The sequence below is a fragment of the Sphingomonas sp. 2R-10 genome (assembly GCF_030062225.1).
Lineage (GTDB): Bacteria > Pseudomonadota > Alphaproteobacteria > Sphingomonadales > Sphingomonadaceae > Sphingomonas.
Map to the genome: position 1 here is coordinate 1 of NZ_JASCXF010000014.1, position 23,375 is coordinate 23,375.

The 23,375-nt window shown below is 69.6% G+C and carries 21 protein-coding genes and 1 pseudogene; 12 read left to right on the plus strand and 10 right to left on the minus strand.

The annotated features are described in order from the left end of the window. Positions 1 to 111, plus strand: a pseudogene (locus QLH51_RS08025) (IS5/IS1182 family transposase); the annotation flags it as partial. Positions 112 to 177: 66 nt separating this feature from the next. Here the strand turns inward: QLH51_RS08025 and QLH51_RS08030 are convergent. From QLH51_RS08030 to QLH51_RS08040, 3 genes are read right to left on the minus strand one after another with little or no spacing between them, the layout of a single operon-like run. Next, on the minus strand, positions 178 to 765 hold the full coding sequence (locus QLH51_RS08030; RefSeq protein ID WP_283514463.1) for a hypothetical protein: 588 nt from the start codon (positions 763 to 765) through the stop codon (positions 178 to 180). 9 nt (positions 766 to 774) lie between these two features. Further along, entirely contained in the window at positions 775 to 5,220 is a 4,446-nt protein-coding gene (locus QLH51_RS08035) for an RHS repeat-associated core domain-containing protein (RefSeq protein WP_283514464.1), read from the minus strand. 13 nt (positions 5,221 to 5,233) lie between these two features. Beyond that, positions 5,234 to 5,659 carry a DUF1795 domain-containing protein gene (locus QLH51_RS08040; protein WP_283514465.1) on the minus strand — a complete coding sequence of 142 codons (426 nt, stop codon included), beginning with the start codon at positions 5,657 to 5,659 and terminating at the stop codon, positions 5,234 to 5,236. A gap of 135 nt (positions 5,660 to 5,794) precedes the next feature. On the opposite strand from QLH51_RS08040, the gene QLH51_RS08045 reads away from it, so the two are divergent. Further along, positions 5,795 to 6,304: a hypothetical protein gene (locus tag QLH51_RS08045; protein WP_283514466.1), complete on the plus strand. Its 510-nt coding sequence runs from the start codon at positions 5,795 to 5,797 to the stop codon at positions 6,302 to 6,304. A 4-nt stretch (positions 6,305 to 6,308) separates the two neighbouring features. Here QLH51_RS08045 and QLH51_RS08050 read toward each other — a convergent pair whose 3' ends face one another. Further along, positions 6,309 to 6,767, minus strand: coding sequence for a hypothetical protein (locus QLH51_RS08050; protein WP_283514467.1), 459 nt, complete (start codon positions 6,765 to 6,767; stop codon positions 6,309 to 6,311). Between the two features lie 54 nt (positions 6,768 to 6,821). On the opposite strand from QLH51_RS08050, the gene parA reads away from it, so the two are divergent. From parA to QLH51_RS08065, 3 genes are all read left to right on the plus strand, one after another. Further along, the gene (gene parA / locus QLH51_RS08055; protein WP_283514468.1) at positions 6,822 to 7,475 is read left to right on the plus strand and encodes a ParA family partition ATPase; all 654 of its coding nucleotides are present in this window, start codon (positions 6,822 to 6,824) and stop codon (positions 7,473 to 7,475) included. Next, entirely contained in the window at positions 7,472 to 7,747 is a 276-nt protein-coding gene (locus QLH51_RS08060) for a ribbon-helix-helix domain-containing protein (protein ID WP_283514469.1), read from the plus strand. The genes parA and QLH51_RS08060 overlap by 4 nt, the downstream gene beginning before the upstream one ends. Before the next feature lie 96 nt (positions 7,748 to 7,843). Further along, positions 7,844 to 8,020 carry a hypothetical protein gene (locus tag QLH51_RS08065; protein ID WP_283514470.1) on the plus strand — a complete coding sequence of 59 codons (177 nt, stop codon included), beginning with the start codon at positions 7,844 to 7,846 and terminating at the stop codon, positions 8,018 to 8,020. Between the two features lie 54 nt (positions 8,021 to 8,074). On the opposite strand, the gene QLH51_RS08070 is transcribed toward QLH51_RS08065, so the two are convergent. The 3 genes from QLH51_RS08070 to QLH51_RS08080 form a co-directional block, all read right to left on the minus strand. Next, the gene (locus QLH51_RS08070; RefSeq protein ID WP_283514471.1) at positions 8,075 to 8,665 is read right to left on the minus strand and encodes a class I SAM-dependent methyltransferase; all 591 of its coding nucleotides are present in this window, start codon (positions 8,663 to 8,665) and stop codon (positions 8,075 to 8,077) included. 538 nt (positions 8,666 to 9,203) lie between these two features. After that, complete coding sequence (locus QLH51_RS08075; protein ID WP_283514472.1) at positions 9,204 to 10,340, minus strand: sensor histidine kinase; 1,137 nt, start codon at positions 10,338 to 10,340, stop codon at positions 9,204 to 9,206. A 351-nt stretch (positions 10,341 to 10,691) separates the two neighbouring features. Then, positions 10,692 to 11,918, minus strand: coding sequence for a sigma-54-dependent transcriptional regulator (locus QLH51_RS08080; protein ID WP_283514473.1), 1,227 nt, complete (start codon positions 11,916 to 11,918; stop codon positions 10,692 to 10,694). Between the two features lie 94 nt (positions 11,919 to 12,012). On the opposite strand from QLH51_RS08080, the gene QLH51_RS08085 reads away from it, so the two are divergent. The 4 genes from QLH51_RS08085 (at position 12,013) to QLH51_RS08100 (ending at position 17,378) form a co-directional block, all read left to right on the plus strand. Next, positions 12,013 to 13,341, plus strand: a complete 1,329-nt coding sequence (locus QLH51_RS08085; RefSeq protein WP_283514474.1) for an efflux RND transporter periplasmic adaptor subunit — start codon at positions 12,013 to 12,015, stop codon at positions 13,339 to 13,341. Between the two features lie 8 nt (positions 13,342 to 13,349). After that, a complete protein-coding gene (locus QLH51_RS08090; RefSeq protein WP_283514475.1) occupies positions 13,350 to 14,027 on the plus strand; it encodes an ABC transporter ATP-binding protein in 678 nt (225 codons plus the stop codon). A 158-nt stretch (positions 14,028 to 14,185) separates the two neighbouring features. Continuing rightward, complete coding sequence (locus QLH51_RS08095) at positions 14,186 to 14,932, plus strand: GIN domain-containing protein (protein ID WP_283514476.1); 747 nt, start codon at positions 14,186 to 14,188, stop codon at positions 14,930 to 14,932. 16 nt (positions 14,933 to 14,948) lie between these two features. Beyond that, positions 14,949 to 17,378, plus strand: a complete 2,430-nt coding sequence (locus QLH51_RS08100; protein WP_283514477.1) for an ABC transporter permease — start codon at positions 14,949 to 14,951, stop codon at positions 17,376 to 17,378. Between the two features lie 9 nt (positions 17,379 to 17,387). On the opposite strand, the gene QLH51_RS08105 is transcribed toward QLH51_RS08100, so the two are convergent. Both QLH51_RS08105 and QLH51_RS08110 read right to left on the minus strand, forming a co-directional pair. Further along, on the minus strand, positions 17,388 to 17,777 hold the full coding sequence (locus tag QLH51_RS08105) for a type II toxin-antitoxin system VapC family toxin (RefSeq protein WP_283514478.1): 390 nt from the start codon (positions 17,775 to 17,777) through the stop codon (positions 17,388 to 17,390). Then, positions 17,774 to 18,016, minus strand: coding sequence for an AbrB/MazE/SpoVT family DNA-binding domain-containing protein (locus tag QLH51_RS08110; RefSeq protein WP_283514479.1), 243 nt, complete (start codon positions 18,014 to 18,016; stop codon positions 17,774 to 17,776). Before QLH51_RS08110 ends, QLH51_RS08105 begins: the two co-directional genes overlap by 4 nt. Positions 18,017 to 18,455: 439 nt before the next feature. Here QLH51_RS08110 and QLH51_RS08115 point away from each other — a divergent pair, with 439 nt between their 5' ends. The 3 genes from QLH51_RS08115 (at position 18,456) to QLH51_RS08125 (ending at position 21,818) form a co-directional block, all read left to right on the plus strand. Beyond that, positions 18,456 to 19,865, plus strand: a complete 1,410-nt coding sequence (locus QLH51_RS08115; protein WP_283514480.1) for a methyl-accepting chemotaxis protein — start codon at positions 18,456 to 18,458, stop codon at positions 19,863 to 19,865. Positions 19,866 to 20,187: 322 nt separating this feature from the next. After that, positions 20,188 to 21,243 carry an N-acetylmuramidase domain-containing protein gene (locus tag QLH51_RS08120; protein ID WP_283514481.1) on the plus strand — a complete coding sequence of 352 codons (1,056 nt, stop codon included), beginning with the start codon at positions 20,188 to 20,190 and terminating at the stop codon, positions 21,241 to 21,243. Beyond that, the gene (locus QLH51_RS08125) at positions 21,240 to 21,818 is read left to right on the plus strand and encodes a hypothetical protein (RefSeq protein WP_283514482.1); all 579 of its coding nucleotides are present in this window, start codon (positions 21,240 to 21,242) and stop codon (positions 21,816 to 21,818) included. The genes QLH51_RS08120 and QLH51_RS08125 overlap by 4 nt, the downstream gene beginning before the upstream one ends. Positions 21,819 to 21,974: 156 nt before the next feature. On the opposite strand, the gene QLH51_RS08130 is transcribed toward QLH51_RS08125, so the two are convergent. Further along, positions 21,975 to 23,312 (minus strand): ABC1 kinase family protein, encoded by a 1,338-nt coding sequence (locus tag QLH51_RS08130; RefSeq protein WP_283514483.1) that lies wholly within the window; start codon positions 23,310 to 23,312, stop codon positions 21,975 to 21,977. Between the last annotated feature and the right edge of the window lie 63 nt (positions 23,313 to 23,375).

Sequence of the window (23,375 nt, forward strand, 5' to 3'; positions counted from 1 at the left end):
TGCCGACGCCTCGCCAAGGACTGGGAGGCTTCCATCGCCTCGTCAGAAGCATGGCTCATCATCGCATCCATCAGGCGAATGACCCGCCGTATCGCAAAGCTCGAATTATGAGTCGGGCTCTAAGGATTCCCGCCGCCAACGCATTTGGTGCCGTCGACGGCAGGAGCATGTGCTTCACTACGCGGTTTGAACGATGGAACGCGTTGTATCGTCTTCAAGATTTATGAAGACGTAAAGTTGCGACGTGTCATGCTTCAGGGCATCGAGGCTTAACTGGCCCACGAATATCATCGGCTTTTCGCCATTGAATATCCATGACGGGGATTGCAGCCATTTCGGTGGTTTGCCCAGATAAAGAAAATCCCGCTTTATTTCATCCTTGATGATGGAGCGCGCCTGTTTGGCATCGTTTCCCTGGATCTTGTCCTGCAGCTTTTTGATGTAGAATTCCGGAGGATTAAGCCAAGATGGCATCGCCTTGAGTATCAACTCATATTCCTGCAGGGCGGAGTTGTCCCCGGAATAAGAAACGCCTTTCCAGTCCAGGAATTTCGGAAGGACGTCCTGCAAATTTACGTTCGTGTCCGGTTTGTCATAGTTCTGGCTGATTATGTAGAGATATAAGGATCCATCATTGGTGTAGGGTTTGGCGGAAAATCCTTCAAAAAGGTCTTCTGCGTCAGGATTTGATGCGGCCTTTTCGTAGAGCTCTTTGGCGGACATTCGGCCTTCCACAAAGGATTTAATGTCTTCGATCAGATCCACAAGATTACCTCATAAATGTCTGAAAGGATCAAGAGCGGAATGCTGCTCTCGGGTAACTTCACGCAGGTTTCCTGGATTGTTGGTGGTCGGGCTGGGCGCGCGTTGTGGGACGTGGTGGTGCAACTCCATTGGGTTCCCGTTCGCGTCTGGAGGTGCGGCGCCCCGCCGCATCCGTGCCAAGGTCGCGGCATCGAACTCTCCGGTATTTTCGCGGACCGCTGCGTCTGCGCGGTTCTTCCAGTATCGTGATCGTACGACGTCCCATCTGGGCGGGCTACCGTCCGGCATCGGCTTGTCGATTGCGTCGCCCGGTTTCCAGCGCCTGAATTTGACGCACGCAGCCAACCCATCCGGATCCATCCACCGCAACGGATCATGGACATAGGCATGGGTGCGCAGGCCGCCGTCGACGCCGATCGGGTCGGGGGAGAGATACTGGCCGGTGTCGGGGTCGTAATAGCGGTTGAGGTTATAGTGCAGCCCGCTTTCCGCATCCTCCCATTGCCCGGGGAAGCGCAGCGCGCAGGGTGTTTCGGCGTCGGTGCCGGGCTCCCCCTGCCGTTCGCGCAGCAGCGCGCGGGCGGTGCGGGTGCGGCCCCATAGTTCGGGCTCGGCACGCCAGCGGCAGCTGCCGTCCTCGTCGAACAGCGCGTGCGGCGCGCCCAGCTGGTCGGCGACGATCGGCAGCCATTCCGCGTCCGCCGTCAGCGGTTGCGCATCGGCGTCGGCGGGTACCAGCTCCCTGGCGAGCGGGCGCAGCCCGTCGGGTTCGAAATGCCAGCGCTCGATCGACAGGCGGCCCTGCCCATCGTCGCCCGCCGAGCGGTGCCACGCCTCGGCCAGCGAAATGCCCTGCCAGACATAGTTGACCCGCCGCGTGCCCGGACCGCCGCCGACCAGCGCCTTGCCGACGCGTCGCCCGAACGCGTCATAGGTGTAGCGCCAGCGCGCACCGTCGGGCGTTTCCAGTCCCACCAACCGGTCGAACCCGTCCCAGCGATAGCGCCAGCACCGCGGACGAAAGCCGTGTTCGGACAGGATGCGTTCGACCATCCGCCCGCGTGCGTCGTAGCGGAAGCGGTTGGCGCCCGCCTCCACCACGCAGTCGCGCCAGTAGCGGTGCTCGCCCGCCAGCCCCTCGGCAAGGTTCATCAGCGCGTCATAGCGATAAGCCTCGCGCACCGCGCCGCGCTCGACGGCGACCGCCTGGTCGCGCAGGTCGTAGTGGAAGCGTGTCTCGCCCGTGCCCGCCGCCGATCCCGCATCGGCGATGCCGGCGAGCCGTCCGGTGCGATCCCATTCGTAGCGGCGCAACACCGCGTCCGGCGCCTCGCGCGTGCCCGAGAAGACTGCGACGCCTCCGGCGCGCTGTTCGGCGAGGCGCCCCGCCGGATCATAGGCCTGGACCAGCTGGAACGCAGTGCGGGTGCCGAGCGCCGCCGCTTCGCGCAGCGTCTCCAGCCCGCTGGGGTCGTGGCCGAAGCGCAGGGCGTGGCCATTGCTCTCGTAGCGGCGCAGCAGCCCGGCATCGTCGAAGTCCAGCACGGTCTCGCCGCTGGGGCTCGTGCGGCCGATGCAGCGCCCGGCCGCGTCGTAGCGATAGGTGACGGCGATGCCGTTCTGCTCTTCGCCGATCAGCCGCCCCTTGCCGTCGTAGCGCAGCGCGACGTCGGCGACCTGCCGGGGCGTGCCGTCCGCCAGCTGCCACGTCGTGGCGCCGGTCAGCCGGTCGGTATCGTCATAGCGATAGGTGATCGCGTCATCACCGGCGATCACCCGGGTGATGCGGTCGCGATCGTCCCATTCGAAATGCTGCTCGGTCGCGTCCGGCATCCGCCGGGCGAGCACGCGGCCGAGCGCGTCGCGATGGTAGCGCGTCTCGCGCCCCGCCCAGTCGAGCTGCGCCTCGACCCGGCCGGCGGCATCGTAGCGGAAGCGCCATTCCTGCCCCGTCGCATTGGTGATCGCAGACAAACGGCCGGCACCGTCATAGGTGAAGCGGGTGGTGGCGCCCAGCGGATCGATCGTCTGGCGCAGCGTGTCGAAGGCGCCGTGGACGAACCGGGTCGCCTGTCCGTCGCCGCGGATGCGCGCGGCGAGCAGCCCTTCGCCGTCATAGGCGAAGCGGGTCTCGCCGCCATCGGGAGTGCGCGCGCGGCTGACCGCGCCACGCGGGTTGTCGGGCGAGCGGTCATAGGACCACGCGCTGGTGCGCCCGGCCGGATCGGTCAGATCGAGCAGCCGTCCGAACCGGTCCCAGCGATAGCGGGTGACGCGATCGCCCCCCATGGCGGATGGCGGATCGTGGCGGGCGATCGGGCGACCGGCCGCGTCATTGTCATAGGTCGTGGTGCCGGCGCCGGCGACGCTTTCCTCGACCAGCGCACCGCGCGTGTCATAGCGCGCGGTCACCTTGACCCCGTCGGCGCCGGTCCAGGCGATGATGTTGCCGGCCGCGTCGCGGGTCCACTGCGCCGCGCCGTCGGGGCCCGCGAACGCCACCAGTGCGCCCCAGCGGTCGTAGCTCCACGTCGCGGTGCGCCCCGCCCAGTCGGTCTGCGCGATCAGCCGGCCGTCGCTGTCATAGGCGAAGCGCGTTTCGCGCCCGGCGGGGTCGATGCGCCGTTGCAGTCGCTCCAGCGCGTCCCATTCGCTGACCGTCCGCGCGCCGAGCGGATCGACCTCCTCGATGACCAGATTGTTCGCGTCGTAGCGGAAGCTGGTGACCGCGCCCGTGGCATCGACATAGCGCGACAGGCGCTCGTTCGGGAAATAGAGGAACCGGTCGTCGAACATGCCGTCACCGGTGCGCGTGCCGGTAACGCGTCCGGCGGCGTCGTACAGGATCTCGACCCGGGTCGGGCCGCTGTCCTGCCACGCGTTCAGCCAGCCTTCTGGCGAATAGCGATAATGGAACTCGCCGGTGAACGTGCCCAGCACGTCCAGCAGATGTCCGGCCGTGTCGTAGCGGTACCGGACCACCGGATCGCGCTCGCCCTCCATCCACAGCGCGCTGATCCAGCCCTGCGGCGTGGTATCGACGCGAAAGGTGGTGCCGTCGGGCGCGCGGACCCGGCGCAGATGCCCGTCGGCATCGCGGGCGAAATCGATGCGGTTGCCGCTCCGGTCCTCGATCCCCGCCAGCAGCAGCGTCGCGGGATCGCGAGCCGGGGCGAACAGCAGGAATTGCTGGCTGCGGCTGTCATAGAGGCGCAGGCGATCGCGGGTGCCTGTCAGCCGGTAACAGGGTGCCTTCAGGTGGCGGGCGTCGACATGGGGATCGTTGCCGATCGCGAACAGCAGCCGCTGTCCGCCGGCATCCTCGAGCAGGACGGTGCCCGCCGCCGCGTCGAGCAGCAGCCGCTGCGACCAGCTGCAGATCCAGCGGGGCCCCATCAGCCCCTCGACACGCATCCTGCCCGGATAGGTGCGTTCCAGTCGCAGCGGCAGGAGGCCCGGATATTCGAAATCGGTCCGCGCGTCGGCATAGTCGCCGGTGACCACGTCGACCGGTTCGCCGAACAGCCGGCGCAGCGGGCCGTCGAGCAGTCCGCCCTTGCGGACCGCCGAGCGCATGCCGGCCACTTCCGCGACCGACAGCAGCAGCTGTTCGGTGACCGACAGCGCGGCATCGGGCGTGCCGTAGCTGGCGGTGGTATTGTCGCCGAAGATCGTCCGGCACCCCTCCTGTATCACCGCGTCGCACGACAGCTTGTGGCCGATCCGCGCCATGGGCAGGCCGTTGATGAAGACGGTCTCGCTGCCCTCGATGATCGCCGAAGGGGGGGTGCCGGGATGCTTGGTACAGGCGGCGGTGTCGGTGACGCGGGCGGCGTTCTTGCCTTCGAAGAAGACGTTGGGCGAGCCGCTGGTGATCGGGCCGGACAGGGTGGCGGTCTTGGCGCCCGCGCCGGCGATGGCGGTTGTGACGAAGCCGCCTGCGGCCCCCGCGCCGAAGGCGACCGCGGCGCCCACCAGCGGTGTCGCCATGCCCGCCGTACCGATGATCGCCGCCGCGCTGACCGCCACCACCGCGCCGACGATGATCCCGGCCGCGATCCCGGCGAGCAAGCCGTTGAAGGTGTTGTCGTGCGCGATCTGGTGTTCGATATGCGCGGCCTGCGGCCCCGGCGAGGCGATACGTTGCGCGCCGAACTGCTGCGCGACCCAGAAGGCGCCTTCGTCCGCATGCACCGCTTCGGCAAGCCATGCCCCGGCCATCGCGCCCGCAATCGGTGCGGCGATGCGGCCGGCAAAGCATTTCAGCGCGGTCACGCCGCCCGACGCCCCGGCGGAGTAGGCGCCGGCCGCGACGATCCCGGCCGAGGCGACATGGCCGGTCGTGGCGATCGCCGACACGGTGCCGGCATTGCTCGACGCCGCCGTCCGGTCGCGCAGGTCGCGCAGCTTCTCGTCGGCGGTCGGCGTCGGGGCGGGGGTCGCGGGTCCCGTCACGCGGTCGCGTCCGTTACTCGGCGGCGAAGGTGAAGGAGGTGATCGCCGCGACCAGCGCGTCGCGGGTTTCGGCCTCCAGCCCGCCCGGGATCGATCCGGTGAAGGTCAGGATCGCATTGTCCCGGTGCAGCACCATCGCCATCACCTGATGGATCGGCTTGCCGCCGCTGCGCCAGGCAAGTTCGAGGAACTGCGCCTCGTGCCCGTCGATCCGGCCCGGCGTGTCGGCGATCGCTTCGAATCCGGCGAGTTGCGACCGGAAATTCTGCCGCTGCTGGATCACATAATCCTGGAATGTCATGCCGAGCGGCAGCTGGTCGCGGGCGATGACGAGGTTGGTGCCCTGGACCTTCGCGTCCCGGGGCAGCAGCACGTTGATGCTCTGATCCTGCCACGGCATCGGCGCGGCAAGCGATCCTTCGGCAATCCGATACGCCATGCGTGGTGTCTCTCCGCTGTCGATCGTTACGCCTTGTGGTAGCGGCTCGAACCGGCCGCGCCTACCCTTCTTGGAAACACCCGCCCAATTCGGGTCTGACCGTTCGGAGCGGATGAACGTGCATGGAAATTGCGGATGAGCGGTAAGGACCGGCCGGCCGTGGGGCAGATCTTCTACGCCCCCCTGTACGAAGGGGGCTATGCGTTCGGCTATGTCAGTCTGATCGACAAGACCACCATCACCCTGTGCAGTTTCTTCGATCTGGTATCGGAAACGCCCGAACCGCCCACCGGTCTGGTCGATCTGCCGCTGGTGCTCGAAGATCTGCCGGTCGGCGGGGCGGAGTTCATGCAGCGCAAGCGTTACCCCGAACTTCGCTGGATCGCCATCGACCAGCATATGCCGGGGGAAGTGAAGGCGACGCACACCCGCTACATCATGCGCTCGCGCCCGGACTTCCAGTTGGTCGACCTCGCCGACAAGAGCAGCAAGCGGGTCGCCACCGAACAGGAGATCGCGCGCTATCCCGATCTGTCGGTGCCCTTCTCCCCGTTCACGACCAGGCAGGTCGAAAAGGCGGTGCGCCATCTGGATATCGATGAAGAGCTGATCGGTGTCGACCGCGCCGCAGGGACGGTCCACTGACGCGCTATTCCGGCTGACCTGCGATCAGCCGGACCCGCAACTGCCGGTAATAGCGGGCCGAGGCGGCGTTGCCGGCGCGGCGATGGGCTGCGGCGGCTGCGGCTGCGCCCGCGAAACTGTTCTGGAATGCGTGCCCGGACGTGTCCGCCGCCTGATCGATATAGGGCCGCTCGGGTTCGGGCGTCGTAGCCACCATGGTGAAGCCGCCTTCGTCCAGCACGACGATGCCATAGGTCGCCTGACCGGCTTTTGCCCGTCCGGCGAAGACGCCCGGTCCCAACTGGTCGCGTACCCGCCCCGCACCGAGCCCATCGGCCAGCCCCGCGCGGCAGGCGCCGGCCCAGCCCCCCATCACCGGTCCGCCGTCCACGGCGATGCGGCACTTCACCCCCGTCGCTGGCTCCGGCGCCGCCGCGGCGAGCGGGAGGGCGAGCAGGGCAGGAACGAGCAGTTTGCAGACCATATCTACCCTTCGACACCTTGACCTGTCGGCATGTCGACACGTAGAAGCGCCGACATGCCGACCATCGCCATCATCTCGCAAAAAGGGGGCGCGGGGAAGACCACGCTCGCGCTGCATCTGGCCGCCGCGGCACAGGCGTCGGGCCGGGTCGCGCTGGTCGTCGACACCGATCCGCAGGCGACCGCCAGCCAGTGGGCGGCGTGGCGCCACGAGGCGCCGCCCGAGGTGATCGACAGCCCCCCGCCCCGTCTCGCGGCCAAGATTGCGGCGGCGAAGGAACAGGGCGCCGAGGTGATCGTGATCGACACCCCGCCACATGCCGACAGCGCGGCGCGCGCGGCGGTGGAGGCGGCCGACCTGGTGCTGATCCCGTGCCGGCCGAGCGCCTTCGACCTGTCGGCGATCCAGACGACCGCCAAGCTGGTGCAGCTGCTGCGCCGTCCCGCTTTCGTCGTGTTCACCGCCGGGCCGCCCAATGCGCCGCGCATCTATCAGGAGGCCGGCGAGCTGGTCGACGGGTTCGGCACGCCCCCCTGCCCCATGCTGCTGCCCGATCGCGCCGCCTACCGCCATGCCAGCGCCGAGGGGCGCACCGTCATGGAAAGCGAACCCGCCGGCAAGGCCGCCGAAGAGGTGCGCGAACTCTACAAGTGGACATGTCGACAGCTCGACATGCCTGCCCCCCGTTTCAGAAAGGTCGCGTCATGAGCCGCAAGCCGTCCTTCGCCAACCTGCGCGACCGCACCCCTGCCCCCGCCCCCGCCGCGGCGAAACCGGTCGCTGCCAATGCCGATCCGGTCGAGGTGAAGGGGCCGGTGAGTCGCCAGGGCCGCAAGCAGATCGCCGGTTTCTTCACCCCCGACATGTCGCTGGCGATGCACATGCTCGCGCGGCGGCAGGACCGCAGCCTGCAGGCGCTGATGGCCGAAGCGTTCAACGACGTGCTGCGCAAATATGGCGAGAGCCCGATCGGCGACTGATCTGTCGAGCGGTCTACCTGTCGACATGTCGATGCAGCAGAGCGGCATCCTCGGACGGCGGACCGTCGCCTTCCGCACGAAAAGCTGCGGTCCGTTATGGACATTGCGCGCCATGGATTGCAAGAAACTGCCATGGATATGTCGCGCGAACTCCTTGCCTATGCCATTATCGGCCTTGTCGTGGTGATCGGAGCGCCGCTGCTGGGGGTAATGTTGCACCGCCGCAAACGGCGGCGGTTGCGCCAGCGCGGGATCAAGAAATACGGCCACTGACCGAGCGGGCAAGATCGCCTGTCTACCCGTCGACGTGTCGACAGGTAGACGATCCTACCTGTCGGACCTGCGTGCGACGGCGTCGAAATAGTCGTTTCCGCCGGAATCGACCGGCATGCCGACGATGTCGAGGCGATGCCCGGCGAGCAGCGCGCGATACGTCCCCTCCCCCAGCGATCGCGACATCCGCCCGGTCAGCGTGTCGTGCCAGTGGCAGGCGCGGCGCGGGGCGCTGAACAGCAGGCGGCCACCGGGGCGCAGCGCGCCGGCGATCCGCGCGATCGCGCTGTGCTGATCGGCGTCGTCGAGCAGGAACAGCAGCCCGATCGCGACCACGCCATCGAACGTCCGGCCGAAGAAGCTGCTGGTCTGGACCGGTTCGCACGCGGCGGGTGCGCCGGGCAGCGTCTTGCGGAACGCGGCGAGCAGCGTCGGCGAAGGATCGATTCCCGACACGGCAAGTCCGGCATCGGCGAGGATCCGCGCGATCGGCCATCCGGTGCCGCAACCGATGTCGACGATCGATCCGCCCGGCGGCAGTTGTCCGGCCCAATGCTGAACGACATCGCTGCCGGTATCGCTGCGCAGGCTGGCGAAGCGGGTGGCGACCCTGTCCCAGCCCAGCGATGGATCGGATGACGACATGGGAGTTCCGGTTGGGCGAAGCCGCCGGCGTTGTTGCGGGCGATCGCGGCAGGATCGTATCGGAACGCTGGCCAGGACGGAAGAGAGTGGTCTACGTGTAGAGGTGTCGACATGTCGGCAACGCTGGCGAGGGAGGGGCCGGGGGCGGGTCGACCTGCGAGGGACGGAAGGCGCGCCACAAGGGCGGACGTACCCCCACCCGGCTTCCGGGAAAGGAGCAACAGGTGCCGATGCTCTGCTGAACGTCGAACGGTACGAGTTGGGCTTCCTCTGCGAAAGCCGCTTCCTCGCACCCCTGCACAGGCGGAAGTCCAGGCCGGATCGACATTCAGCGGTTCCGGGCGGACCATGGGCGTTCTCGGTCGAACGATCCCCCCAATTCCTTCACCCGGACGTGTTCCGGCGGCCACGGCACGGCGACAGGTGACATCCGGACTTCTATCGACTGCGTCCGCGGCAAGGGGACCCCGGAGCGCGTCCGGGCTGACGAACGGCGCGGGACGTTCGAAGGACACGCGCATCGCCGGTGAACCGGACCCTACATGTCGACATGTCGGATCGCCGCCACGGTCATCCGGAACATAGTCTCGCCGTCGTCGAGCAGCAGGAGGTCGCCGCCATGGCCGCGGGCGATGCGGCGGGCAAGGGTCAGGCCGATGCCCGAGCCGCCCGGCTTGGTCGTATGGAACGGCCGGAACACGCGGGCGCGGTCTGACGAGGAGATGCCCGCGCCGCTGTCGCGGACCGTGATCGTGAGCTGGTCGGTGACGGCGATCAACAGCGCGACGCGCGGTGGGGCGGGGGCGGCGAGGGCGGCTTCGGCACCGTTCTGGAGCAGCGCCCACAAGGCCTGCACCATCTGGTCGCGGTCGATGGTGGCGATCCCCTGCGCCTCGACCGACAGCGCCACCTGTCCGCCGAAGCGGACCGCGAACAGCCGGGCGAGATCGTCGGCCACTTCCTTGAGCGCGACCGGCGCCACCACCGGATCGGGCAGCCGCGCCAGTTCGCGATAGGCGCGGGTGAAGCCCTCCAGCCCCTCGACCCGGCGGGCGAGGGTGGCGAGGATGTCGCCGAGCATCGCGTCGCCCCGGGCGGCCGCCAGCACCGCGCTGTCGGCCAGCGACACGATCGGCGACAGGCCGTTCAACAGCTCGTGGCCGAGGATGTCGATCATCTCGTCCTGCGCGCGCTCCTGCGCGGCATGTTCCTCGGCCGCGATGTCGATCAGCGCCGCGAGGCGCGTGCCGTCGCTTAAGTGCACGGCATCGATCCGCCAGCGCCGCCCGGCGTGGCGCAGATGCGCCGCCGCCGGATCGGCGAGCGCGGGCGGGGGCAGGGGGATGCGATCGTCGGCGACGAACAGCGCGCGGGCGGCGCGGTTGATCGCGCGCACGTCGCCCCCCTCGATGCGCAGCAGCGGCACCGGCACCTGATCGAGCAGCGCGGCGATCGGCCAGGCCTGCCGCGCGGGCAGCGCCGGGGCAGGGGGCGGGGCGCGTCGCAGCGCGATCCAGCAGCCGAGCGCCAGCGTCCAGACGACGATGCCGGCGGCGCCGAGCAGCGAGCCCCACATGCCCGCCTGCCACGCCGCGACCAGCGCCGCGCCGCCGCCGGTGAGGGTGACGCCCGAGGCGAGCGCGGTGAGCGCGCGGCGGTGGCGGGGGGTCAGCATGGGGTTTGGAGTGTGCCGGTGGGGCGGGAGGACGACGGTGTGATGCGGCTGCGACACCGTAACTGGACCCTGGCCTTCGCCGGGGTACGGGGAGGGGTGGGGCAGGCGCCTTCCGTGCCCCCGCGCAGGTAGGGGTCGAGGGTTATGAAGGTCAGCGCTGCCTGGCTCTGGATCCCCGCCTGCGCGGGGATACGGTTTGGGGTGGTCGAGGCATCCCTGTCACGCACGTCACCCCAGCGAAGGCTGGGGTCTCTCGGGCGTAGGGCGGTGTCCTTGCCGCGGGAGACCCCAGCCTTCGCCGGGGTGACGTGCGTGGCGATCGGGATGTTCGCGGGCGTCACGGCACCCGTCCTACAACCCATGGCGCGCCATCCGGCGGTAGAGCGCGCCGCGGCTGAGGCCCAGTGCGGTGGCGGCGTGGCTGACATTGTGGTGATGCTCGCGCAGCGCCGCCTCGATCACCGCGCGCTCATTGCCTTCGAGGTCGAAGCGTATCGCCGGTTCGGCGACCGCCGCGACGGATGCGGGGGCAAGCAGCGCGGCGTCGATGGTGTCGCCGTCGCCCAGCAGCACCGCGCGCTCGACCGCCGCCGCCAGCCCGCGCACCTCGTCGGCCCATGGTCCGGACAGGATGCGCACCTCGGCCGCGGCGGTGAAGGCGGGGACCGGGCGGCCGTGGCGCGCCGCCGCCACCCGCGCGAAATGGCGCGCGAGCAGCAGCGCGTCGCCGTCGCGCGCGACAAGCGGCGGCACCGCGATCTCGACCGTGGCGATGCGGCGGGCCAGCGCCGGGGCGATCGCGCCGGCATGGTCGGCGATGGCGATGCAGCGGGTGTCCGGCCCCAGGCGGGCGAGCAGGCGCGCCTGCGCGACGTCGCCCAACCGGTCGGGATGGCGCAGCAGCAGCACCGGCGCGTGCGCGTCGATCGCGTCCCATGCCATGTCGTCGCGCAGGTCGATCGCCGGCAGCGGGCGTGCGGCGTGGGCCGAGGCGGCGTGGAGCGCGGCGGCGGTCAGCCCGCGCCCCGACCCGGCGGGGCCGGTCACCACCACCCCGGCGCTGGTCGGGCCGATCCGGCGGAGCAGCGCACGCAACCGATCGATCGCCGCACTGTCGCCCAGCAGCCGCGCCGGTTCGAGCGGGGCAGGGGTGGCGGCCGCCAGCGCGCGCGGCGTGGCGGCCGAGGCGATGCGCGCCAGCAGGTCGGCGTTGCGCCACGGTTTCATGATGAAGTCGCGCGCACCCGCGCGCATCGCCTCCACCGCGATCCTGACGCCACTATGCGCGGTGATGACCACGATGGCGGCCCCCGGCTCCTCGGTCAGGATGCGGGCGAGCAGCGCCAGCCCCTCCGCCCCGTCGGTGCGGCCCGGCGCATAGTTCATGTCGAGCAGGATCACGTCGTAGCGCGCCGCCGCCATGCGCGAGAGCGCTTCCTCCGGCCCCGTCGCACCGTCGATGCGGTGTCCGCCCAGGCGCACCGCCAGCGCGATCGATTCGGCGATGCTGGCATTGTCGTCGACCAGCAGTACCGACAGGCCGCTTGACGCCGCGTCCGACTGTCCATTTCCGGACATGCTGTCCGAACCCGGACGGTCACCCGGCGGACATTCGGTGGAATGTTTATATGGTTCAGGCACTTAGGATTTTCCGCCGCGATCGGTGACACTCATGTCCATGATGACCGAAGCGACACACGGCGCAAGCACCCCTGAACCGCACGCCAGCGCACCGGCCGGCGCGGCGATGGACCGGCGCATCGCCCGGCCGGCGCGCGCATGGTGGCGGCGGCGTGCGACGTGGATCGTGGTGGCGGTGATCGTCATGGGCGTCGTGCTGTGGCGCTTCCTGCCCGCCGCCGGATCGACCGACATCGCCGCGAGCGCGATCGAGACGGGCGAGGTGACGCGCGGTGCGTTCGACGATTACCTGCCGGTGCGCGCGACGGTCGCGCCGCGGCTGACGACGCTGGTCGGGGTGCTGTCGGGCGGGCAGGTCGAGCAATTGCTGGTGCAGGACGGGGCGATGGTCGCCGCCGGGCAGCCGCTCGCGACGCTGGCCAATCCCGAACTGCGCCTCGAGGTGCTGACGCGCGAGGCGGCGATCGCCAGCCAGCTCGGGTCCATCGCCGGCGAGGGGCTGGGGATCGAGCGCAGCCGGCTCGACCGGTCGGCGCAGGTGGCGCAGGCCGAATATGATCTCATCAAGGCGCGGCGCGACCTCGCCATCCGCCAGCAGCTGTTCGACAAGGGCATCGTGTCCGAGGCCGGGGTCGCGGGCTATCGCGCCGAGGCGGAATATCAGACCCGCCGTCTGGCGCAGCTGCGCAGCGGCGCCGGGACCGAGGCGCGGATCACCGCGACGCAGGGGGCACGGCTTGCCGATACGCAGGCGCGGCTGTCGGGCAACCTCGCGGCGGTACGCGGCGGGCTGTCGGCGCTGACGATCCGCGCACCGGCGGCGGGGCGGCTGACCAACTTCACGCTGCAACCGGGCCAGACGCTGAAGGCTGGCGACCCGGCGGGACAGGTCGACAGCGAGGGGTCGTGGAAGCTGGAGGCCGATGTCGACGAATATTATCTCGGCCGCGTCGCCGTCGGGCAGAAGGCGAAGGCCGACGGTGCGAGCCTTACCGTCTCCAAGGTCCTGCCCGCCGTGAAGGACGGGCGGTTCCGGGTCGAACTGACGTTCGCCGGCACCGCTCCCGCGCAAGCGGCAAGAACCCCCAACCTCAATCGCGGGCAGACGCTCGACATCCGCATCACGCTGGGTGCCGCATCGAAGGCGGTCGTCGCGCCGGTCGGCGGGTGGCTGGCGACGGACAATGGCGCGTTCGCCTTCGTCCTCGACGCCGATGGCGCCCATGCGACGCGCCGCCCGGTGAAGGTCGGCCGCCGCAATCCCGAAGTCGTCGAGATCCTGTCGGGGCTGAACCCCGGCGACCGCATCGTCACCACCAGCACATCGTCCGTGAAGGGCGACATCATCAACATCCGATAGGGGGGCATATGATCCGTCTCGAGAATATCCAGCGCCGCTATGTCTCCGACGAGGTCGAGACGACCGCGCTGCACGACATCGACCTGCATGTCGAAGCCGGCGAGTTCGTCGCGATCATGGGGCCGTCGGGCTGCGGCAAGTCGACGCTGCTCAACACGCTGGGCACCGTCGATCGCCCGACCGGGGGCAAGTATCTGTTCGGCGACCGCGACCTCGCCGCGCTGGGCGAGAGCGATCTGGCGAAGTTTCGCGGAAGCACGCTGGGCTTCGTGTTCCAGAGCTTCAACCTGATCGACGAGCTGACGATCGAGGAGAATGTCGCGCTCGGCCTCGCCTATCGCGGCGATGCCGGGGATCGCAAGGGCCGGGTCGCGGCGGCGATGGACAAGGTCGGCATCGCGCACCGCGCCCGCCATTTCCCGCACCAGCTGTCGGGCGGACAGCAGCAGCGCGCGGCCATCGCCCGCGCGATCGTCGGCGATCCGAAACTGATCCTGGCGGACGAACCGACCGGCAACCTCGACACCGCCAATGGCGAGCAGGTGATGAACATCCTGATGGGGCTGAACGCCGAAGGCGCGACGATCGTGATGGTCACCCACTCGCCCGCGCATGCCGACATGGCGAAGCGGCGGATCGACATGCTGGACGGGCGCATCGTCGCCAATGCGATGCGGGCGATGTGATCCTCCCTTTCTCCCCATGGCGTACCCCCGCGCAGGCGGGGGTCCAGGGCCACGAATACCGCCGGTTCCTGCCGCCCTGGATCCCCGCCTGCGCGGGGATACGGTCCGGGGCGGGCGCCGCCTTCTTCAAACTTCCCTCCCCATCCGGAGACGCACCCATGAAACTCCTTCCTCTCGCGCTGTTCGCCTCGCTTGTGCCGACCCCGGCGCTGGCGCAGGATGCGCGCAATTTCGCCGCCGCCGGGTTCGACCGCATCGTCGTGCGCGGGTGCGATGCCGTCGTCGTCACGCTCGGCGCGCGCTTCGCGGTGCGGGCGCAGGGACCGTCGGCGTCGCTGACAGCGATCGGCGTCGCGGTACGCGGACAGGTGCTGACGCTGACCCGCGCGCCGGGCAGCTGCGACAGCCGCCAGCGCAAACCCGCCGCGACCATCGCGATCACCCTGCCGCGGCTGCGCGCGGTCGAGGCGAGCGGGACCGGATCGATCCGGATCGGTGCGCTTTCCGCTCCCGACTTCGATGCGAAGCTCGGCGGGACCGGCAGCCTGACGATCGACGGCCTGCGCGCGGCGCGGGCCACGGTCGCATTGTCGGGCACCGGTTCGGCGAAGCTGGACGGGGTGCAGGCCGACCGGCTGTCGCTGACCCTCGGCGGCACCGGGCGCATCGTCGCCGCCGGGCGTGCCGACACGCTGGCAATCACCGCCAGCGGGACTGGACATGTCGACACCTCGACACTGACGACGGGAGCGTTGTCGGTGCGGGCGAGCGGTACCGGATCGGTCCGGGCGCGTGTCGACGGGCCGGCGGCGGTCGACGCCAGCGGTCTGGCGCGGGTGACCGTCACCGGCCGTCCCAACTGTTCGACGTCGAAGAGCGGCCTCGCCCGCGTCACCTGCGGCTGATCTTTCGGGGGTTGCCATGAGCCGTTTCGCGCTGCTGTCGCTCTATCGCTCGCTTGTGCGCCACAAGCTCCACGCCGCGCTCAACATCGGGGGGCTGGCGGTCGGGATCGCGGTGTTCCTGATCCTCGGCCTCTATGTCCGGTTCGAGACGGGGTATGAGACGTGGCTGCCCGATCACGACAAGGTCTATGTCGTGCAGACGGTCTATACCATGCCCGACAGCCCGGCGAACGGGGCCTTTGCCTATACGATGGGCGGGCTGCTCGACCAGCTGCGCGAGGATTTTCCGGGCGTCGTCGGCACCCGGATCGGCGGCGGGCAGGAAGCCGGCACGATCCTGATGAACGGACGCGCAACGCGGGTCGACGCGGCGCAGGTCGACGCTACCTTCTTCGACGTGTTCCGCCTGCCGATGGTGGCGGGCGATGCCGCCACCGCGCTGGCGCAGCCGGGCAATGTCGCGATCGACCAGAAGACCGCGCGCGCCTATTTCGGCAACCGCGATCCGATCGGCCAGACATTGGTCGTGTCGATGGACAAGGTGCGGACGTACCGCGTCGCCGCCGTGTTCCGCGACCTGCCGAAGAACAGCGATTTCAAGCTGTCGGTGCTGATGCCGATCACCCGCGATATGGCGAACCAATATTGGTATCACTGGGGCAGCGTGTCGCTGGCCACCTATCTGCGGTTCGACACGCCGGCCGCTGCGCGTGCGTTCGAGGGCAAGCTGACCGCGTTCGTCGACCGGCGCGGCAAGGAGCTGACCGGGGGCGGCGGCAAGCCGTCGGACCTGCAGCATCTCGAGCTGCTGCCGCTGGTCGACCTGCACTTTGCTCCGCAGGGGACCGAGAGCGCGAGCGCGAAGACGACCGTCGTCACGCTGGGGCTGGTCGGGCTGCTGACGCTGCTGATTGCAGTGGTCAATTACGTCAACCTCGCCACCGCCCGCGCTGGCCTGCGCGCCCGCGAAGTCGCGATGCGCAAGGTGCTGGGGGCGAGCCGGGGCGTGCTGGTGCGCCAGTTCTTGGGCGAGGCGGTGCTGACCGTCGCCATCGCCGCGCTGTTCGGGCTGATCCTCGCCGAGCTGGGGCTGCCGCTGGTCAATGCGGCGGGCGGGCTGTCGCTGACCATGCCGTACGGCGTCGTCGTGCCGGCGCTGGCGGTGCTGGCGGTGGTCGTGGGCGTGGCGGCCGGCGTGTATCCCGCGATCCTGCTGTCGCGCTTTCCCGCCGCCGCGGTGCTGGCCTCGGCGCGGTCGCCCGGTGGCGGACGGGCGGGAACGCGCGTCCGCGAGGCGCTGGTGATCGGCCAGTTCGGCCTCGCCATCGCCTTCATGATCGGCACCGCCGTGCTGGTCGCGCAGACCCGCCACGTCCGGGCCGCCGACCTGGGGTTCCAGCGCGAGGGGCTGCTGGTGGTGACCGCCGCCGTCGACCCGGCGGTGCCAAAGGACCGCAAGCCCGCGATCCTCGCCGCGATCCGCGCGCTGCCGCAGGTGAAGGACGCCACCATCGCCAATGCGACACCGGGCGGCAGCGGCGAGGGGAACAACAACAACGTGCCGCTGCCCGGCGTCGCCGGACCGGGGCCGTCGCTGACCTGGGTTCGGGTAAGCCCGCGCTTCTTCGAAACGCATGGCGCGCGGCTGATCGCCGGGCGGTGGTTCGACGACGCCCATGGCGCCGACGACGTCACCGGGCGCAAGGGGAGCGATCCGACCAACATCGTCATCAACCGCCGCGCGCTGACCCCGCTGCGCTTCGCATCGGCACAGGATGCGATCGGCAAGACGGTGGGCGGCGACCGGCCGCGTACGATCGTCGGCGTGGTCGACGACCTGCGCTTCGACACCCCGCGCAGTCCGGTCGCGCCGACCTACTATATCTACAACCGCGCACCCGAGGCGATCGACACGTCGGTCATCGCGATCCGGGTGAGCGGCGACCCGCGCACCGCGCTGGCGGCGGTGCGCGACCTGTGGCAGCGGATGGTGCCGCAGGTGCCGTTCGCCGGCCAGACCGCTGACGAACGTCTTGCCGACTATTACGAGGCCGACGACCGCGCCATGCGGCTGTTCGGGATCGGCGCCGGCCTCGCCGTGCTGATCGGCTGCGTCGGGCTATGGGGTCTCGCGTCGTTCAACACCGCGCGGCGCACGCGCGAGATCGGCATCCGCAAGACGCTGGGGGCGTCGTCGGCCGATATCGTCAAGCTGCTGGTCGGGCAGTTCCTGCGGCCCGTCCTGCTCGCCAACCTCGTCGCATGGCCGCTGGCGTTCCTCGCGATGCGGACATGGCTGGCGGGGTTCGAGGATGCGGTGCCGCTGTCGCCGCTGTTCTTTGTCGGCGCCAGCGTCGTCGCGGTGGCGGTCGCGGTGCTGACCGTGCTGGGGCAGTCGCTCCGCGCGAGCCGTGCGGCACCGGCTTGGGCGCTCAGGCACGATTGAGGGGGGGCGCTACCGAATGACTACGATCCGGACCCCGATATCGGCGGCAATATCCTTCCACGGCCGGTCGGCGGTATAGGCCGGGGCGTCGAGCCGGCGGGCGAGCGCGAGGCAGAAGCGGTCGCCGAGCGACAGGCCGGCCGACGCGGTCGTCTGTCGCAGGTCGCCGGCGTCCCATGCCAGCGCATCGTCCGCCGCGATCACGCGATAGGGAAGCGCGCCGAGCATCGCGCGAATATCGTCGAGCGGTGCGCCGAGATGGACGAAGTGGCTGACGACCTCGGCCTGGTTCACCGCACAGAGCGCGGCGTCGGCCAGAACGCCTGCGACCTTCGTCGCGCCACGTTCGCCCTTGAGCAGCGCGATGATCGCCGAGGCATCGAGGACGACGCCGCTCATTCGCCGCTGTCCTGACGCCGGGCGGCGAGAAAGGCGTCGACCGACGCATCGGGGTGCGCGGCATAGCGTTTGGCGATCGCCTGCGCCTTGGCCACCGCTTGGTCGACGGTGCGCAGGATCACGCCATCGTCAGTCTCCTCGACGAGGATCGCACCGCCCCCTTCCAGTCCCAAACGCTTTCGGATGTCGGCAGGAAGGCTCATGCGACCATTGGCGGTAATGTTTACTTGAAGCGTCACGTTAGTATTGTCCGGCAATGTGGCATAAGAGCTACCTTATGCCACATTCATAATCACGTGTCTCGTTTCATCCGACAGTGCGTCAGAAAGGGTATACCCGTATCGCACAGGGTGCCTGCGACGTTATCGCCGTCCGATCAGGGTCGGTTTCAGCAAAATCGGACAGATGGTCCGTTAGGTCTAGACCATGATCGGACAGAATCCGGATAATGACCCGCTCGATCCCGTATTTTACGGAATGCCGATGCGTCCGGCCGGTCCGCGGACCGGAAATCCTGCGGAAGACCGGCAAATAGCCATACACCTATAGTTAAATCCCGGCGCGGCATTGTCCGGAGCGTGATGGGGCGCGCCATGTCCGCCGGTCGGCGGGATGGGGCGGACCCGCCGGTCGAGGCGCCAGGGGCAGGCGCATCGTCGGAGCGACAAGGGGGATGATATGATCGGATGGTTTTCGAACGACGCGCCGATACGGAAGAAGTTTCAGGTGCTGGCGATCGTCTATCTGCTGCTGTCGGGCGGCATCGCTGCGCTGGCCGGCGTTGCGGCGTTCGCGCCGGATGCGGTCGCGCCGGGGGTGGTGCTGGGCGGGGCGATCGCCGGGGTCGCGGCGATCGTCGGCGTGACGCTGGGCGCGTCGCGGCTGATCTGCACCCCCTATGTCACCACGGTCGTGCGGATGGAGGCGCTGGCCGCGGGCGACCTCGACAGTCCGGTCGCGCATACCGGCAACCATGACTGCGTCGGCCGCCTGACCAAGGCGATGGCGGCGTTCCGTGAAAGCGCGCTCGCCGCGCGCCAGGCCGATACCCAGCGGCAGATGGCGCTGGTGCTGGGCGAGGGGCTGGGCAAGCTTGCCGCCGGCGACCTGTCGGTGCGGATCGATGCCGAGTTGCAGGAGCCGTTCGCGACGCTGGCCCGCGATTTCAACGCGGCGGTCGCGGCACTGCGCGCCGCGATGCTGTCGGTATCGACGGTCGCGACCGATATCCGGAAAGGCGCGGGCGAGATCAGCGCGGCGTCCGACGACCTGTCGCAGCGCACCGAGCAGCAGGCCGCCAGCCTCGAACAGACGGCGGCGGCGATGGAGCAGATCACCGCGACGATGCGCGAGACCGCGCTGAGCGCCGGCCGCGCCGACCAGGCCGTCGGTGCCGCGCGCCACGAAGCGGTGGAATCGGGCCAGATCGTCCACCGTGCGGTCGAGGCGATGTCGCGGATCGAGCGGACCTCGACCGAAATCTCCGACATCATCGCGGTGATCGACGGCATCGCGTTCCAGACGAACCTGCTGGCGCTGAACGCCGGCGTGGAGGCGGCACGGGCAGGCGACGCGGGCAAGGGCTTCGCCGTCGTCGCATCCGAAGTCCGCGCGCTGGCGCAGCGTTCGGCCGACGCGGCCAAGGACGTGAAGCAGCGCATCACCGCATCGGTCGCGACGGTCGATACCGGCGTCGCGCTGGTCAGCGAGACCGGCCGTTCGCTGGAACGGATCATCGCCCGCATCGCCGAGATCAACACGCTGGTATCCGACATTTCGGGATCGGCCGCACAGCAGTCGCAGGGGCTGGCCCAGGTCAATACCGCGGTGTCCGAGATGGACGGCGTGACCCAGCGCAACGCGGCGATGGTCGAGGAAAGCACCGCCGCCGCGCGCAGCCTGTCGTCGGAGGCCGACGCGCTGTCGGCCGAGATCGCGCGGTTCTCGCTGGGCGAGACCGGGTTGCGCGACCAGCGCGATACGGTGCGGGCGCTGCCGGTCCGCATGGCGCGACCGGCGCTGGTCGCGCCGGTGCGGCGGGGGAAGGCGGCGGTCGCGCTGGTCGAGGACGACTGGTCGGAATTCTGAGGCGGGTTTCCCCACCTTGGCCGCGGACGTCATCCCGGCGCAGGCCGGGATCTCCCGGTAAGGAAGCGCGCGCCTCGCCGCAGGAGGCCCCAGCCTGCGCTGGGGCGACGGGAAGGGCACCCTCCCTTTTCGTTACCCCCGTGCGCCGGACCGTCGGCGTCAATGGATTCCCGCCTGCGCGGGAATGGCGAACATTCGTGGTTATCGCTGGATATCGCGCGCCCCCCAGGACGGGCATGCCGGCAGATGGCCGGGGTCGGGGAACGCCCGATATGGTTGAACGTTACGGCAAAGACATGAAACGGACGGGAGTTTTCCGGCGGTGGCAACCTTCAGGACGCCGTTGATTTCGAGTTCGGTCGGGCTGGCCGGGACGAATGTGAAGCGCGATGTGCTGGTGGTCCAGCATCTGCTGAACCGTGCGGGAGGGCGGACGCCCCTGCAGGAGGACGGCGTCGCGGGCCGACGGACGATCGATGCGATCCGTTCCTATCAGAAGACGGTGTTGCACTATCCCCACCCCGATGCGCGGGTCGATCCCGGCGGGCGGATGCTGCGCAGCCTGGCGTCGCGCGCCGCGCCGCGTGCGGCACCGCCCGCGGCCGCATCCGGGCCGTCGGGGCTGGAAACCGTCGGCCGCTGGGCCGGGCAGGCGCTGGCGGGACTGCAATCCACGCTGCAGGGCTGGCTGCGCGACGAACAGGTGGAGGCCCCGCGCGGCGCGCGAGTGCGGGCGCGCGGTGCCCGCCCGCCGGCGGCATCGTCGGGCGGTGGCGGCGGGCGGCGCAACCTGACCGATGCCGATTTCACCCGCGCGGCGCAGCGGCTGAGCCCGAAGGTCGATCCGCTGCTGGTCAAGGCGCTGGCCGAAAAGGAATCCGGCGGCAAATCGGGTTTCGGCCCCGGCGGACGGATCGTGATCGCGTTCGAAGGGCACAAGTTCCGGAAATATACCAACCGCGTATATGACGGCAGCCATCCGAAGCTCAGCTACCCCTATACGCGGTCGGGATGGCGGGCGAAGTGGGTCGTCAACAATCGCGATCAGGCGACGGCATGGCGGACGCTGGAGGAAGCGATGGCGCTGGACCATGACGCCGCGCTGAAATCGACGTCGTTCGGCGCGTTTCAGGTGCTGGGCGAGAATTACCGCGACTGCGGCTATGGCGATGTCGACAGTTTCGTGAACCTGATGAAGAGCGGCGACGCCGGACAGCTGGAGGCGTTCGTCCTGTTCTGCAAGGCGAAGGCCGGGCTGGTATCGGCGATGGAACGGCAGGATTTCAACGCGATCGGCAACAGCTACAACGGCAGCGCCCAGGAAAATTACGATACGGGACTGCGCAGGATCTACGACAGGTTGAAGGGCGCACAATGAAGACAGCGTTTCGTATCGCCGCCGCCGTGCTGGCGCTCGCCCCGGGATGTGCGACGGCGGCGGGGCCGACCGGCGGACAGTTCGAGATGTTCGACATGGCGGTCGCGGGTGACCGGATCGTCGGCCGCTATCTGGAGGTGCAGGGGCAGGGGGTGACCCGAACCTGCACGTTCAGCTTTTCGGGCACGCTGCGTCCCGACGGCCGGGCCGATGTGACGGCGCGCGGGCCGGGCGGCAAGCAGGCCCGCGGCGCGCTCAGCCTGCGCGGGGACGAGCTGCGTCTCGACCTGCCGCGGGTCAACGACTTCGGCGGCTGTTCCGTGCCCTCGGGCGAGGCGTTGCAGGGCAGCCGGACGCTGACCGCCGCGTGGATCGACCTGGCCCGCATCACCGTGCCGCGCGCCCGGTTCCGCGCGAACCCGACGGGCAGGATGACGCCGCGCTTCGTCGTGCAGGGCGATCTCGTCGGGGTATTGCGCCGCCAGGGCGGGGCGATGCTGGTGGAATATGCCTCGGGCGAGGGCAAGCCCGTCCAGGGCTGGATCGCCACGAGCGAGGCGCGTTCGATCGGCTGACAGGCGCGCGGGTCCGCGCCGGATCGACCTGCCGCGCGTCGGATGGAAACGCATGGCCGGACCCCGTTCGTCCGCCCGCTACGATCGCGTTGCCAAACGAAATGTCCTGCGCGGATGGTCGCGACATCGGCAGGTACGGCACCTGCCCCGGGCGGGTCAGGTGGCGGCGTGCCGGGCGGACGCGATCCGGGCCAGCCCCTGCACGTCTACCCGTGCCTTGAGCCGCGCGCCCAGCAGCGCCGTACCGCTGATCTTGCGCTGGACGAACAGCGTCTCGACCTGCGGGACGTGCCACGTCGCGCGGTCGGCGGCCAGCGTGCGGGCTTCCTCGCGGACCACCGGCACGAAGGCGCGGTCGCCGAAGTCGAACGGGCCGGGGCGCGCCATCGCGTCGTCGATCGCGGCGATGATCCGGTCGACCGCGCCGCGATGCGCCGCCACCGCCGCCGCGCCCAGGAACCCGGTTTCGACCGCGACGTCGCGGATCGTGTCGCGATCATGGGCGAGGCCGGCGGCGATCAGGCGGGCGTAGGCGTCGGCGGTGTCGGCCGGCACCGGACGGGTCGCGCCGAAATCGAGCAGCACGACGCGGCCGGTATCGGCCTGCCAGCGATAGTTCGCGAAATTGGGATCGGTCTGCATCTCGCCGAAATCGAACAGCTCGCGCAACACCAGCTCGATCAGCGCGGTCATCGCCGCGTCGCGCGTCGGCTGCGGCGCGGTGGCGAGGTTCTCGATCGGGGTGCCGTCCATATAGTCCATGGCGAGGATGCGGGACGTGGTCAGCGCGTCGACCGGCAACGGCACGGCGTAGCGCGCATCGCCGGCGAGCCGCTGGGCATAGCGGCGCATCGCGTCGGCCTCGCGCGCGTAATCGGCTTCGTCGGCGAGCTGGCGCTTGGCCTCGGCCAGCAGCGGTTTGAGGTCGAGTTCGCGCGGCAGCAGGTTCGACACGCGCAGCAGCGTGGCGACATTGTCGACATCGGCGTCGATGCTCTCGCGCACGCCGGGATATTGCACCTTGATCGCCAGACGCCGGCCATCGGCCAGCTCGGCGCGGTGGACCTGCCCGATCGAGGCGGCGGCGATCGGGTTCGCGTCGAACTTGGCGAGCTTGCCGCGCCACTGCGGGCCCCATTCGGCGACCAGCAGCCGGTCGAGCTGCGCGGGCGGCATAGTCTGCCCCTGGTTGCGTAAGGTGGCGAGGATCGTGGCGAGTTCGGGCGGCAACAGGTCGCCGGCGTCCATCGAGATCATCTGCCCCAGCTTCATCGCCGCGCCGCGCAGGTGCGACAGCCGGTCGGCCATGCGCTTCGCATTGGCCGGCGTCAGGATCATGTCGCCCATGCGCGGCCGCTCCCCGCTGGCGATGCGCCGCGCGCCTTCGGCGAGCATGCCCCCGGCGATCCCGCCGGCGAGACGCCCGAAACCGGACAGGCGCGACAGGCGGCCGCTGGGCACGGCCCGGCCGGGGCGAAGGGGTTCGTCGGTCATGGCGGTGTGAGCGGTCGGGCGGGGCGTGTGGTTCCCGTGGGTGCCCGAAGATGCGGACACTCT